Consider the following 13,571-nt stretch of genomic DNA (forward strand, 5'->3'; position numbering starts at 1 on the left):
CGGGGGTGCCGGGGCGCGGCGGGCCCCCCCCGGCCGCCCCGGCCCCCCGGGGGGCCCGGGGGGGCCCCCGCGGCGCTGTTCTGGGTGACGGCGTGTCAGGCGTTCGCCGGGCCGCCGACCTGGATGCCCGCCATGCGGGTCCACTCGTACTGCCCGGTCTTGACGCGCAGCGCGACGTCGTTAGGGAACTCCTCGTGCAGCGTCAGGCCGGCCGCCTCGATCGCCTTGCGGGCGGTCTGCGGGTCCTTGGCGACCTGGTCGCCCCACTGGCCGTCGGCGCCGACGAGCACGATGCGGGTGGCGTCGCGTCCGACGTACTCGACCACGGCGTCGGCCTGCGCGTTGCCGTCCACCGCGTGGCGGCTCGCGAAGCGCGAGAGGTTGCGGGCCAGACGGCGGACCGTGCGGTCGGCCCGGCCGTCCGCAGCCGGGGCCTCGGGAGTCTCCGTGGTGGCGGTCATGCTCACACCTCGCTTGGCTCTGACGTGCTCGTCGCGCTCGTTCGCCGATGCGCTCGATCTTGCGCGAATGCTACCGACGAGTCATCGGTCCGGCTCCGTGGGGATGGTCACAACAGACCCGCCGCACGCCGGGACCGCCGGACGACGTGGCCGCGACCGACGTATTAACCGACGTAATAGAGGTGTCAGCCGAAGATCAGCGGGTCGACCGCGACGGCGACGAACAGCAGCGTCAGGTAGGTGATCGACCAGTGGAACAGCCGCATTTCCTTCAGCTTCGTGCCGGTCGTCTCGGCGTTCGCGCGGCGCTGCAGCGCGTGCGCCTCGTACAGCCACGCCACGCCGAGCACCGCGGCGGCCGCCGGGTAGAGCCAGCCGGTGTGCGCGGCGGGCCACAGCAGCATCGAGGTGGCGACCATGACCCAGCTGTAGATCACGATCTGCTTGGCGACGACCTTGTTGCCCGCGACGACCGGCAGCATCGGGACGCCCGCGTTGGCGTAGTCGTCCTTGCACTTCATCGACAGCGGCCAATAGTGCGGCGGCGTCCAGAAGAAGATGACCATGAACAGCACGAACGGCGCCCAAGCCAGCGAGTTGGTCACCGCGGTCCAGCCGATGAGGACCTGCATGCAGCCGGCGATGCCGCCCCACACGATGTTCTGCGGCGTGCGCCGCTTCAGCATCATCGTGTAGACGACCACGTAGTAGAAGATCGCCAGCACCGACAGGCCGGCCGACAGCGGGTTCGCGAAGACCCAGAACCACGCGGTGGAGATCACGCCGAGCGCCGTCGCGAAGACCAGGCACTCGCGCGGCGACACCATCCCGGTGACCAGCGGCCGCCGCTCGGTGCGGTGCATCAGCCGGTCGATGTCCCGGTCCAGGTACATGTTGAACGCGTTGGCGCTGCCCGCGGACAGGTAGCCGCCGAAGCACACCGCGAGCACCAGGCCCAGGTCGGGCAGGCCCTTCGCGGCGAGGAACATGACCGGGATCGTGCTGATGAGCAGCAGCTCGATGATGCGCGGTTTCGTGAGGGCCACGAACGCGAGGACCCGGGCCACCGGCGGACGACTGCCGCGGGACGAACCCGCGAGCCCGGCCGGTCGGGATTCGACGGCTGTCACGAACACCCCATCAGCAGCGGTTAGGAACTAGCAGGAAACTGTAGTCCCTCGCCAATGTGCCGAAGCGCGGGGGGCATCTCCGCGCGCCGCCCGCGGACGGCCGGCGCCACCCGACCGGACTCCTCCGCCGCGTCGACGCATCCGGGCCCCGGTAGGCTCGGCTTAGTGCCGTTTACGCCGCACGGGCGACTGGCCCGGTATTCCGGCGACCACGGCGTTCAACCGGAGAGAACCGGAAGGAGCCCTGACAAGGGTGAGCACCATGCCGACCAACGACAGCAGCGCGCTGGAGTGGACCGACCTCGACAAGCGCGCGGTGGACACGGCTCGTGTCCTCGCGATGGACGCCGTGCAGAAGGTCGGCAACGGCCACCCGGGTACGGCCATGAGCCTCGCGCCGGCCGCCTACCTCATCTGGCAGAAGCTCCTCAAGCACGACCCGACCGACCCCGACTGGGTCGGCCGCGACCGCTTCGTGCTGTCCCCCGGGCACACCAGCCTCACGCTGTACACGCAGCTGTTCCTCTCGGGCTACGGCCTGACGCTGGACGACATGAAGGCGTTCCGCACCTGGGGCAGCCGCACCCCCGGCCACCCCGAGCACGGCCACACCAGCGGCGTCGAGACCACCACCGGCCCGCTCGGCCAGGGCATCGCCAACGCGGTCGGCATGGCGATGGCGGCCCGTTACGAGCGCGGCCTGTTCGACCCCGAGGCCGAGGCCGGCACGTCGCCGTTCGACCACACCATCTGGGCCATCGTCTCCGACGGCGACCTGGAGGAGGGCATCTCGGCGGAGGCCAGCTCGCTGGCCGGCCACCAGAAGCTCGGCAACCTCGTCGCGGTGTACGACGACAACCACATCTCGATCGAGGGCGACACCGAGACGGCGTTCAGCGAGGACGTCCTCAAGCGCTACGAGGCGTACGGCTGGCACACCCTGCGCGTCGAGCCGCTGCCGAACGGCGACATCGACGTCGAGGCGCTGTACGCCGCGCTGCGCGCCGGCCAGGCCGAGACCGACCGCCCGACGATGATCGGCATGCGCACCACCATCGCGTGGCCCGCGCCCAACGCGCAGAACACCGCGAAGGCGCACGGCTCCGCGCTCGGCGCCGACGAGATCGCCGCCACCAAGAAGATCCTCGGCTTCGACCCCGAGCAGAGCTTCGAGGTCGCCGACGACGTGCTCGCGCACGCCCGCCTGGTCGTCGACCGCGGCCGCGCCGCCCGCGCCGTGTGGGACAAGCAGCTCGACGCGTGGCGCACCGCCAACCCCGAGCGCGCCGCGGTCCTCGCCCGGGTCGCCAAGCGCCAGCTGCCCGACGGCTGGGAGAAGGCCCTCCCGTCGTTCGAGACCGGCAAGGCGATGGCCACGCGCAAGGCGTCCGGCAAGGTGCTGGAGGAGCTCGGCGCGATCATCCCCGAGCTGTGGGGCGGCAGCGCCGACCTGGCCGAGTCGAACAACACCACGATCGACGAGTCCAGCTCGTTCCTGCCCGCGGGCAACCCGCTGAAGTCGGCCGACCCGTACGGCCGCACGATCCACTTCGGCATCCGCGAGCACGCCATGGGCTCGACCATGAACGGCATCGCGCTGCACGGCGGCACCCGCGTGTACGGCGGCACCTTCCTGGTGTTCTCCGACTACATGCGCCCCGCGGTGCGCCTGGCCGCGCTCATGAAGCTGCCGGTCACCTACGTGTGGACGCACGACTCGATCGGCCTCGGCGAGGACGGCCCGACCCACCAGCCGGTCGAGCACATCGCCGCGCTGCGCGCCATCCCGGGCCTGGACGTCGTCCGCCCGGCGGACGCCAACGAGGTCGCCGTCGCGTGGCGCACGATCCTGTCGCACACCGACCGCCCGGCCGGCATCCTGCTCACCCGCCAGGACGTCCCGACGTTCGACCGCGACGACCACAACAGCGCCGACGGCACCGCCAAGGGCGGCTACGTGCTGGCCGAGGCGTCCAGCGGCCTGCCGCAGGTCGTGCTCATCGGCACCGGCTCCGAGGTGCAGCTGGCGATGGCCGCCCGCGAGACCCTGGAGTCCGAGGGCGTCCCGACCCGCGTCGTGTCGATGCCGTGCGTCGAGTGGTTCAACGCGCAGGACCAGTCCTACCGCGAGCACGTGCTGCCGCCGGCCGTGAAGGCGCGCGTCTCGGTCGAGGCCGGCATCGCGCTGGGCTGGCGCGAGCTGGTCGGCGACGCGGGCAAGAGCGTGTCCCTGGAGCACTTCGGCGCGTCCGCGGACTTCAAGACGCTGTTCTCCGAGTTCGGGATCACCGCCGAGGCCGTCGTGACCGCCGCGCGGGAATCCCTGCGCAGCGCGTCGGCTTGAGCCGGATACACACACAAGAACAGAGGAGCGAACGTCATGACGGACAACCTCCGTCGCCTCTCCGCTGAGGGCGTGGCGATCTGGCTCGACGACCTGAGCCGGGCCCGCCTCGACTCGGGCAACCTTGCCGAGCTGGTCCGCGAGAAGGAGATCGTCGGCGTCACCACCAACCCGGCGATCTTCCAGAAGGCCATCTCCGGCAAGGACGACTACAACGACCAGCTGCGCGACCTCGCGGTGCGCGGCGTCACGGTCGACGAGGCCGTGCGGATGATGACGGCGGCCGACGTGCGCCGCGCGTGCGACGTCCTCAAGCCGGTCTTCGTGGCGAGCAACCACGTCGACGGCCGGGTCTCCATCGAGGTCGACCCGCGCCTGGCGCACAAGACGGAGCCGACGGTCGCCGAGGCCCGCCAGCTGTGGTGGCTCGTCGACCGCCGCAACCTGCTCATCAAGATCCCCGCGACGGAGGCCGGCCTGCCCGCGATCTCCGCGGTGATCGCCGAGGGCATCAGCGTCAACGTCACGCTGATCTTCTCGCTCGAGCGGTACAAGGCCGTCATGGACGCCTACCTGACGGGTCTCGAGCAGGCCAAGGCCGCCGGGCACAACCTGGCCGAGATCGAGTCGGTCGCGTCGTTCTTCGTCTCCCGCGTGGACACCGAGATCGACGCGCGGCTCGACAAGATCGGCTCGGACGAGGCCAAGGCGCTGCGCGGCAAGGCGGCGCTCGCCAACGCGCGGCTCGCGTACGAGGCGTACGAAGAGGTCGTCGCGTCCGACCGCTGGCAGGCCCTGGCGGCCGCCGGCGCCAACCCGCAGCGCCCGCTGTGGGCGTCGACCGGCGTCAAGGACCCGGCTTACAAGCCGACCCTGTACGTCGACGACCTGGTCGTGCGCGGCACCGTGAACACCATGCCGGAGGCCACCCTGGACGCGGTCGCCGCGTCCGGCGAGATCACCGGCGACGCGGTGCACGGCACCTACGACCGGTCCCGCGCGGAGCTGGCCGCCCTCGAAGCGGTCGGCGTCTCGTACGACGAGGTCGTGCAGCTGCTCGAGGACGAGGGCGTCGAGAAGTTCGAGACCTCGTGGAACGAGCTGCTCGCCTCCGTGCAGGCCGAGTTGGACCGGCTGCGCCCGTAACCGGCGCCGCACCACCGCGTCCTGACCCCTCATCAGGACGCGTCACATAGCAACCGCAGTACTTTGCAGCACCCGCAACACCCCTTCTCGGGGCGGCCGGCCGCAGGTCACCCGAACGGCCGCGCCGCCCCGAGAAATCCACGCAATCAGGGCATGATTTCAGCAGACTCCAAAACCACAGGAGGGCTGACCGCCCGTGCAACACGCATTCGAACGCGTGACCGCCGGCGGCGTGGACGTCACCGTTTCCGGTGACCTCGTCCAGGCCACGGCAGTGCGCGACGCCATGGCGTCGCAGGTCGCCGACAAGGTCCCGGCGCGGCTGACCGCGTCGGACCCGACGCTTTGGGGTCCGGACGCCGAGTCCGAGGCCGCCATCCGGCTCGGCTGGGTCGACCTCCCCGCGTCGTCCCGCGCCCTGCTCCCGCAGCTCGCTGAACTCCGCGAGAGCGTCCAGGCCGAGGGCCTCGACCACGTCGTGCTCGCCGGGATGGGCGGCTCGTCGCTCGCCCCCGAGGTCATCGCCGCCACCTACGGCAGGCCGCTGACCGTCCTCGACACCACCGACGCCGACCAGGTGCGCCGCGCCCTCGCGGACCGCGTCGCGCGCACCGTCATCGTGGTCGCCAGCAAGTCCGGCGGCACCATCGAGACCGACAGCCACCGGCGCGCGTTCGAGCAGGCCTTCCGCGACGCGGGCCTCACGCCCGACCAGATCGCCGCGCGGATCGTCGTCGTCACCGACCCCGGCTCGCCGCTGGAGAAGTCCGCCCGCGAGGCCGGCTACACCGTCGTGCTCGCCGACCCGAACGTCGGCGGCCGCTACTCGGCGCTCACCGCGTTCGGCCTGGTGCCCAGCGCGCTCGCCGGCGTTGACGTCGCCCGGCTGCTCGACGACGCGGCGGCCCTCGCCCCCGCGCTGTCCGGCAACGACGACAACCCCGGCCTGGTGCTCGGCGCCGCGCTCGGCGCGGCCGCCGTGGCGGGCCGCGACAAGCTGGTGCTGGCCGACGCGGCCGGATCCGGCATCGTCGGCTTCGGCGACTGGGCCGAGCAGCTGATCGCCGAGTCCACCGGCAAGCTGGCCCGCGGCATCCTGCCGGTCGTCGTCGAGGGCACCGACGCCCCCGGCTTCACGGGCGCCGGCGGCGACGCCGTCCTCGCGAGCACCGGCGACGGCGGCGCGCAGGGCTGCGACGTCTGCGACGTCGACGTGCGCGGCCCGCTCGGCGCGCAGTTCCTGCTCTGGGAGTACGCCACCGCGGTCGCCGGCCGGATCATCGGCATCGACCCGTTCGACCAGCCCAACGTCCAGGAGTCCAAGGACAACACCAGCGCGCTGCTCACCGCGCTGGAGAGCGACGGCGCACTGCCCGAGGGCGACCCCGCCTTCGTGGACGGGGTGATCGCGGTCTACGGCGACGCCGCGCTGCTGGACGGCGCCACCACCGCCGCCGACGCGGTGCGCGCGCTGCTCGCGACCGTCCCCGAGAACGGCTACCTGGCCGTCATGGCGTACCTCGACCGGTTCGCCGACAGCACCGCGCCGCAGCTGCGGCCGCTGCTCGCCGAGGCGCTCGGCGACCGGCAGGTCACCTTCGGCTGGGCGCCGCGGTTCCTGCACTCCACCGGGCAGTTCCACAAGGGCGGACCGCGCGTCGGCGCGTTCCTGCAGGTCACCGGCGAGGTGACCGAGGACCTGCCGGTGGCGGGCCGCCCGTACACCTTCGCGCAGCTGCAGCGCGCCCAGGCGCTCGGCGACCTCGGCGCCCTCGGCAAGCGTGAGCGCCCCGTGCTGCGGCTGCACCTGCTGGACGCCGCCGAGGGGCTCGCCGAACTCCTCGCCGACGTCCGCGCGCTTCCCGCCGCGTCCCCTGCCGGAGGTACCGCATGACCCGCGTTCCCACGGGGTGGCCCAACAACCCGCTGCGCGACCCCCAGGACCGCCGCCTGCCGCGCATCGCCGGCCCGTCCGGGCTCGTGATCTTCGGCGTGACCGGCGACCTGAGCCGCAAGAAGCTCATGCCGGCCATCTACGACCTCGCCAACCGCGGCCTGCTGCCGCCGGGCTTCGCGCTCACCGGCTTCGCCCGCCGAGACTGGGCCGACGAGGACTTCGGGCAGGTGGTGTACGACGCGGTCAAGCAGCACGCGCGCACCCCCTTCCGCGAGGAGGTCTGGCGCCAGCTGTCCGAGGGCTTCCGGTTCGTCCAGGGCGACTTCGACGACGACGACGCGTTCGACCATCTCCGCCGCACCATCGTCGAGCTGGACGAGAAGCAGGGCACGCACGGCAACCACGCCTTCTACCTGTCCGTGCCGCCGAAGTTCTTCCCGGTCGTCGTCGCGCAGCTGAAGAAGCACGGCCTCGCCGACCCGCCGCACCCCGACTCGTGGCGCCGCGCGGTCATCGAGAAGCCGTTCGGCCGCGACATGGCGACCGCGGTCAAGCTGAACAACGTGGTCGACGAGGTCTTCCCGCCCGAGGCGGTCTTCCGCATCGACCACTACCTGGGCAAGGAGACCGTCCAGAACATCCTGGCGCTGCGCTTCGCCAACACGATGTTCGAACCGCTGTGGAACCGCTCGTACGTCGACCACGTGCAGATCACCATGGCCGAGGACATCGGCATCGGCGGCCGCGCGGGCTACTACGACGGCATCGGCGCGGCGCGCGACGTCATCCAGAACCACCTGCTCCAGCTCCTCGCGCTCACCGCGATGGAGGAGCCGCTGTCGTTCGACGCCGACGCGCTGGTCGCCGAGAAGCTCAAGGTGCTCAACTCCATCAAGCTGCCCGAGGACCTGGGCCGGCACACCGTGCGCGCCCAGTACGCGGCCGGCTGGCAGGGCGGCGAGAAGGTCGTCGGCTACCTGGAGGAGGACGGCATCTCGCCGACCTCGCGCACCGACACCTACGCCGCGATCAAGCTGGAGATCGAGAACCGCCGCTGGGCGGGCGTCCCGTTCTACCTGCGCACCGGCAAGCGCCTCGGGCGCCGCGTCACCGAGATCGCGGTCGTCTTCCAGCGCGCGCCCCACCTGCCGTTCGACGAGACCGCCACCGAAGAGCTCGGGCAGAACGCCCTGGTCATCCGCGTCCAGCCGGACGAGGGCATGACGGTGCGGTTCGGCTCGAAGGTGCCGGGTACCGCGATGGAGGTGCGGGACGTCAACATGGACTTCGCCTACGGCGAGTCCTTCACCGAGTCGAGCCCCGAGGCGTACGAGCGCCTCCTGCTCGACGTCCTGCTCGGCGACGCCCCGCTGTTCCCGCGCTGGGAGGAGGTCGAGGCGTCCTGGAAGATCCTCGACCCCATCGAGAAGTACTGGGACAAGCACGGAAAGCCGGACACCTACGTGTCCGGGACCTGGGGCCCCGAGGCCGCCGACGAGATGCTCGCACGTGACGGACGGAGCTGGCGCCGCCCATGATGATCGACCTGACCGACACGAAGTCCAGTGCCGTGAACGCGGCCCTGGTGGACGCCCGGCACGCCATCGGCTCGCCGGCCCTCGGCATGGTGCTCACCCTCGTCATCGTCACCGACGAGAGCAACCAGTACGACGCGATGAAGGCCGCCACCGAGGCGGCCCGCGAGCACCCCTCGCGCATCCTCGTCGTCATCGGCCGTCCCGGCGCGGACATCACGCCGCGCCTGGACGCCGAGGTGCGGGTCGGCGACGTCGGCGCGGGCGAGACCGTCGTCCTGCGCCTGCACGGCGAACTCGCCGAGCACGCCGAGTCCGTGGTGCTCCCGCTGCTGCTGCCCGACGCGCCCGTCGTCGTGTGGTGGCCGGGCGCCGCGCCCGAGACCGCCAGCAAGGACCCGCTCGGCGTGCTCGCGCAGCGCCGCATCACCGACGCCGTCGCCGCGCCGCGGCGCCCCGACTGGCTGGAGATCCGCGCGTCCGGCTACGTGCCGGGCGACACCGACCTGGCCTGGACCCGCACCACCACGTGGCGCAGCCTGCTGGCCGCCGCGCTCGACCAGCGCTACGAGAAGATCTCGTCCGCGGCCGTCGAGGCCAAGGCCGGCAACCCGAGCGCGGAGCTGCTGGCGCTGTGGCTGTCCGACCGGCTCGGCGTGCCCGTCGAACGGGTCGTCTCGGCCGGCCCCGGCATCACCGCGGTCAAGCTGGTGACGGTCGGCGGCGACATCGCCATCACCCGGCCGGACGGCGTGCTGGCCACGCTGACCACGCCGGGCCAGCCCGACCGGCACGTGGCGCTCAAGCGCCGCGACGCCGCCGAGCTGATCGCCGAGGAACTGCGCCGGCTCGACCCGGACGACGTGTACGCGGCGACGCTCGCGCACGCGGCGCACGAGGCCAGGAACACCGCGTCCACGGCGGCGAAGCAGGCGGAGGCGCACGAGTCCGCGACCGTCGCGGTCACCGCGGTGCCGGGCAGCTCGACGCTGGCCGAGTCGGCGGACGAGGCGGCGAAGCCCGCCACGACCGGCCGCACCGGCCGTTCCAGCGCGAGCTCGGCGGCGGGCTCGCGGTCCGGCGCCACGGCGGCGAAGAAGACCGCCAAGCGGACCGCCGCGCCGCGCAAGCGCACCGGCGGCACGTCGGGCGGCGGCAAGTGACCGGCACCCCCACGGTCCTGGTGCACAACGACGGGGCGCTCCTCGCCCGGGCGGCGGCCGCGCGGTTCATCACCCGCGTGGTCGACGCCCAGGCCGCGCGGGGCGTCGCGCACGTCGTGCTCACCGGCGGCCGCAACGGCAACGCGCTGCTGCGCGAGCTCGCCGAGTCGCCGGCCCGCGACGCGGTGGACTGGGCGCACGTGCACGTGTGGTGGGGCGACGAGCGGTTCCTGGCGAGCGGCCACCCGGAGCGCAACGAGACGCAGGCGCGCGCCGAACTGCTCGACAAGCTGCCGCTGAACCCGGCGTTCGTGCACGCGATGCCGGCGAACGACGGCCCGGACGGCAACGACCCCGAGGCCGCCGCCGCCCGGTACGCGGCCGAACTCGCGGTCGCGGCACGGGCCGAGACCGCGGGGGAGCGGGGCGGCGTGGACGTGCCGTCCTTCGACGTCGCGCTGTTCGGGGTCGGCCCGGACACGCATGTCGCGTCGCTGTTCCCTGAGTTGCCGGCGGTGCAGGAGACCGAGCGCACGGTCGTGGCGGTGCGCGGCGCGCCGAAGCCGCCGCCGACCCGGATCACGCTGACGTTCCCGGCGATCCGTACGGCGAAGGACGTGTGGCTGCTGGCCGCGGGCGAGGACAAGGCGGCCGCGGTCCGCATCGCGCTCGCGGGCGGCGGCGACAAGCAGGTCCCGGCGGCGGGCGCTTACGGCCGCCGGAGCACCCTGTGGCTGCTGGACCGCACGGCGGCCGCGCAACTGCCCAAGGGGCTCAACCGGATAGCGTCGCCGTGAGGTGAACGACGGTTCGACGCCGTGAGGTGAACGACCGGCCCGAGGGGCGGCACCCGGATCCGGGTGCCGCCCCTCAGGCGTGTCCGGCCGCGCGCAGCTCGATCGCGTCCAGCAGCAGGCCGAGCGTGAACTCGAAGTGGTCGTCGCGGAACGCGCCCGTCATGTACGGGGCGGACGCGGCCAGGCTCGGGAAACGCTCGGCGGAGGCGGTGAGGAACTCGGCGCCCCAGACCGCGTCGTCGGCGGCGCGGGTGGCCGGGTCCAGGGCCGCGAAGGCGGATTCCAGGGAGGCCGACCCGAGTGTCATGTCGACCAGCGCCAGGTAGTAGCGCGCGGCGTCGGCGGCGTCGAGTCCGAGCGAGCGGAACGCGCCGAGGCATATGTCGGTCAGGCGGAACGATACGTCGCTGCTGGTGACGCGGGCGAGGGCGAGTGCGCCGACGCGCGGGTGCGCGAGGTACGCGCGGCGGGCCGCGACGGCCACCTCGCGGACGGTGCGGCGCCACTCGGGGGCCGGCTCGTAGCCGTCGAGCGCGTGCTCGATCAGCCGCTCGCCGAGCGCGCGCAGCAGCTCGTCCTTGTCGGCGAAGTGCCGGTAGACCGCGGTCGGCGCGACGTCCAGCTCGGCGCCCAGCCTGCGGAAGGTCAGCGCCTCGTGGCCGTCCTTCTCGATCACCGCGATGGCCGTGTCGAGCAGCAGCTCGCGGTTGAGGAAGTGCCTGCGGCCGCCGCCGGGGCCGCGGGTCGCCGGGTCCGGTCGGCGACGCGGGGCGGGCTCGGTGGGGCTCTTGCGCATCCCCACATTATGTCTCGCGCCGTCGGCAAACGTGAACGCTGTTGACTTTTTTGATCAACGCCGTTGACAACGGAGTGGTCACGCGGTCAATCTGTCTCGATCCACCCCACGCTGCAAGGGAGCCACGCCTGTGTCGTCCGCCACTCCGGCCGATCTCGCCTACCTGCCCGCCACCGAGGCGCTCGCCCTCTTCCGGGCCCGTGAACTGTCCCCCGTCGAACTCCTCGACGCGGTCCTGGAGCGCGCCCGCGCGACCGAGCCGGTGGTCAACGCGGTCGTCGAGACGCTGCACGACGAGGCCTACGCGGCCGCCCGCGAGGCCGAAGCGCGGTACATGGGCAAGGGAAGCGGCGGGATACGCCCCCTCGAGGGCCTGCCCGTCGCCGCCAAGGAGGAGCAGCCCATCGCGGGCCGCCTGCACCAGGAAGGCTCCCTGCTCCTCGCCGACAACGTCGCCGACGAGACCCACCCGGTGATCACGCGTGTCGCCGAGGCCGGCGGCATCGTCCACATGCGCGTCGCGACCCCGGAGTTCTCCTCCGCCGCGTTCACCCAGTCCAAGCTGTGGGGCATCACCCGCAACCCGTGGAACCCCGACTACTCGCCGGGCGGCTCCTCCGGCGGCTCCGGGGCGGCCCTCGCGGCCGGCTACGCGCCGCTCGCCACCGGCTCCGACATCGGCGGCTCCATCCGCATCCCCGCCTCCTTCAGCGGCGTCGTCGGCTTCAAGCCGCCGTTCGGCCGCGTGCCGGCCATGCCGCCGTACAACCTCGACCAGTTCTGCCACGACGGCCCGATGGCCCGCACCGTCGCCGACTGCGCGCTCCTCGAGAACGTCATCGCCGGCCCGTGGGCGGGCGACGTCGTCTCGCTGCGCCCGAAGCTCGTGCTGCCCGAGACGTACGAGGGCGCCCGCGGCGTCGAGGGCATGCGCATCGCGTTCTGCGCCCGGCTCGGCGACTTCCGCGTCGACCCGGAGGTGGCCGCCAACGCGCGCGCCACCGCCGAGGCGCTGCGCGCCGCCGGCGCGATCGTCGAGGAGGTCGAGCTCGGCTGGACCCAGGAGACCATCAAGCGCGCCAGCCTCGCGCACTTCGCGGGCATCATGGGCGCCGACGCGGGTGAGGCCATCGCGGCCGCCCCCGACCTGGTCACCGGCTACCTGCGGATGTTCGCCGAGGACGCGGCCCGGGTCGCGGCGGAGACCAGCTTCCTCGACGGACTCAAGCTGGAGGGCGAGATCTACGCCGAACTCGGCGCGCTGCTCGAACGCTTCGACGCGCTGGTGTGCCCGACGACCGCGGTCCCCGCGCTGAAGGCCGGCGACGAGTACACCGAGACCAAGCTGGTGGTCGAGGGCGTCGAGCTCGCGTCCTACATGGACATGGCGATGACCATCCCGTTCAACATCTGCAGCCGCGTGCCCGTGCTCGCGGTGCCGTCGGGCTTCGCCTCCAACGGAGTCCCGACCGGTGTGCAGATCGTCGGCAAGACGTACGACGACGCGACCGTCTTCACCGTCGGCGCGGCCGTCGAGGCCGTCCGGCCGTGGGGGTACGCGGACGGGCGTCGCCCGATGGTCTGACGTTCTTCTGGTCCGGGGGCGGCGGCCTGTTGTCGTGCCGCCGCCCCCGGACTCCTGCTACTTCGAAGGGCTCGCGGGAGCGAGTGCCGGGATGGGGTAGGGGCCGTGGTTCAGGTCGACGCCCGCCCTGATCTTTGATTCGGCGACGCCGCCCTCGTCCCAGATGTGGCACGTCCCCCGGATCGGCGCGACCATGCGGTCGACGAGCGCGGCAGGCGGGGGGACGGGCGGGTTCTGCGGCTCCGGAACGGCTTTCAGACGAGCCCGCGCGTTGCAGGACATGACGCTCTGGAACACGGCCGAACCGAGGGCGCGGGACAGCTCGAACAGCTGGGAGCAGCCGGACACCCCGCGGAAGGCCGCCTGCAGCTTGGTGTTGAACCCCGAACCCACCCTCATTCCGACGAGCTCGCCGAACTTCGGGGCGATCAAGGGGCATTCGGCGTGCGGAAAGCTGTGCATGCCGGCGGTCGCCTCGGTGATGGTGAGGTCCGCCTTGCGCACCCGTACGTCGAGCTGCATGTGGTGGAGAACCGCTCGGGCGTCCGTCTGCCACGGGCGTTCGTCGCGCAGGAACGCGGTGACGAGGAGGTCGTCGCCTTCCTCGAAGGCGTCGAAGGTCAGCTGGCGGCGGTGAACGGCGAGGGGCACACGTTCGGGGGTTTCGGGCTGTGGTGGTGCGGACTGCGTCATGTCGGCTGACCCTCCCTGCGCCCC

11 protein-coding genes are annotated in these 13,571 nt (G+C 72.4%); 7 read left to right on the plus strand and 4 right to left on the minus strand.

The annotated features are described in order from the left end of the window. Positions 1–95: 95 nt before the first annotated feature. Positions 96–461 carry a hypothetical protein gene (locus QI554_RS09170; protein WP_281467926.1) on the minus strand — a complete coding sequence of 122 codons (366 nt, stop codon included), beginning with the start codon at positions 459–461 and terminating at the stop codon, positions 96–98. A 185-nt stretch (positions 462–646) separates the two neighbouring features. After that, positions 647–1,591 carry a heme o synthase gene (locus tag QI554_RS09175; RefSeq protein WP_425527946.1) on the minus strand — a complete coding sequence of 315 codons (945 nt, stop codon included), beginning with the start codon at positions 1,589–1,591 and terminating at the stop codon, positions 647–649. Between the two features lie 253 nt (positions 1,592–1,844). Here QI554_RS09175 and tkt point away from each other — a divergent pair, with 253 nt between their 5' ends. From tkt to pgl, 6 genes are all read left to right on the plus strand, one after another. Then, complete coding sequence (gene tkt / locus QI554_RS09180) at positions 1,845–3,935, plus strand: transketolase (protein ID WP_281467930.1); 2,091 nt, start codon at positions 1,845–1,847, stop codon at positions 3,933–3,935. 36 nt (positions 3,936–3,971) lie between these two features. After that, positions 3,972–5,081, plus strand: coding sequence for a transaldolase (gene tal / locus QI554_RS09185; protein WP_281467932.1), 1,110 nt, complete (start codon positions 3,972–3,974; stop codon positions 5,079–5,081). Positions 5,082–5,277: 196 nt separating this feature from the next. Next, a complete protein-coding gene (locus QI554_RS09190) occupies positions 5,278–6,975 on the plus strand; it encodes a glucose-6-phosphate isomerase (RefSeq protein WP_281467933.1) in 1,698 nt (565 codons plus the stop codon). Beyond that, positions 6,972–8,516, plus strand: a complete 1,545-nt coding sequence (gene zwf / locus QI554_RS09195; protein WP_281467935.1) for a glucose-6-phosphate dehydrogenase — start codon at positions 6,972–6,974, stop codon at positions 8,514–8,516. Before QI554_RS09190 ends, zwf begins: the two co-directional genes overlap by 4 nt. After that, complete coding sequence (opcA, locus tag QI554_RS09200; RefSeq protein WP_281467937.1) at positions 8,513–9,676, plus strand: glucose-6-phosphate dehydrogenase assembly protein OpcA; 1,164 nt, start codon at positions 8,513–8,515, stop codon at positions 9,674–9,676. The genes zwf and opcA overlap by 4 nt, the downstream gene beginning before the upstream one ends. Continuing rightward, positions 9,673–10,473 (plus strand): 6-phosphogluconolactonase, encoded by an 801-nt coding sequence (pgl, locus tag QI554_RS09205; RefSeq protein ID WP_281467939.1) that lies wholly within the window; start codon positions 9,673–9,675, stop codon positions 10,471–10,473. The genes opcA and pgl overlap by 4 nt, the downstream gene beginning before the upstream one ends. Before the next feature lie 73 nt (positions 10,474–10,546). Here pgl and QI554_RS09210 read toward each other — a convergent pair whose 3' ends face one another. Then, positions 10,547–11,269 carry a TetR/AcrR family transcriptional regulator gene (locus QI554_RS09210; protein ID WP_281467941.1) on the minus strand — a complete coding sequence of 241 codons (723 nt, stop codon included), beginning with the start codon at positions 11,267–11,269 and terminating at the stop codon, positions 10,547–10,549. A gap of 130 nt (positions 11,270–11,399) precedes the next feature. On the opposite strand from QI554_RS09210, the gene QI554_RS09215 reads away from it, so the two are divergent. Continuing rightward, complete coding sequence (locus QI554_RS09215; RefSeq protein WP_281467943.1) at positions 11,400–12,854, plus strand: amidase; 1,455 nt, start codon at positions 11,400–11,402, stop codon at positions 12,852–12,854. A 57-nt stretch (positions 12,855–12,911) separates the two neighbouring features. On the opposite strand, the gene QI554_RS09220 is transcribed toward QI554_RS09215, so the two are convergent. Then, positions 12,912–13,547 (minus strand): DUF2889 domain-containing protein, encoded by a 636-nt coding sequence (locus QI554_RS09220; protein ID WP_281467946.1) that lies wholly within the window; start codon positions 13,545–13,547, stop codon positions 12,912–12,914. Positions 13,548–13,571 lie beyond the last annotated feature (24 nt).

The organism is Yinghuangia seranimata (genome assembly GCF_029953285.1).
Lineage (GTDB): Bacteria > Actinomycetota > Actinomycetes > Streptomycetales > Streptomycetaceae > Yinghuangia > Yinghuangia seranimata.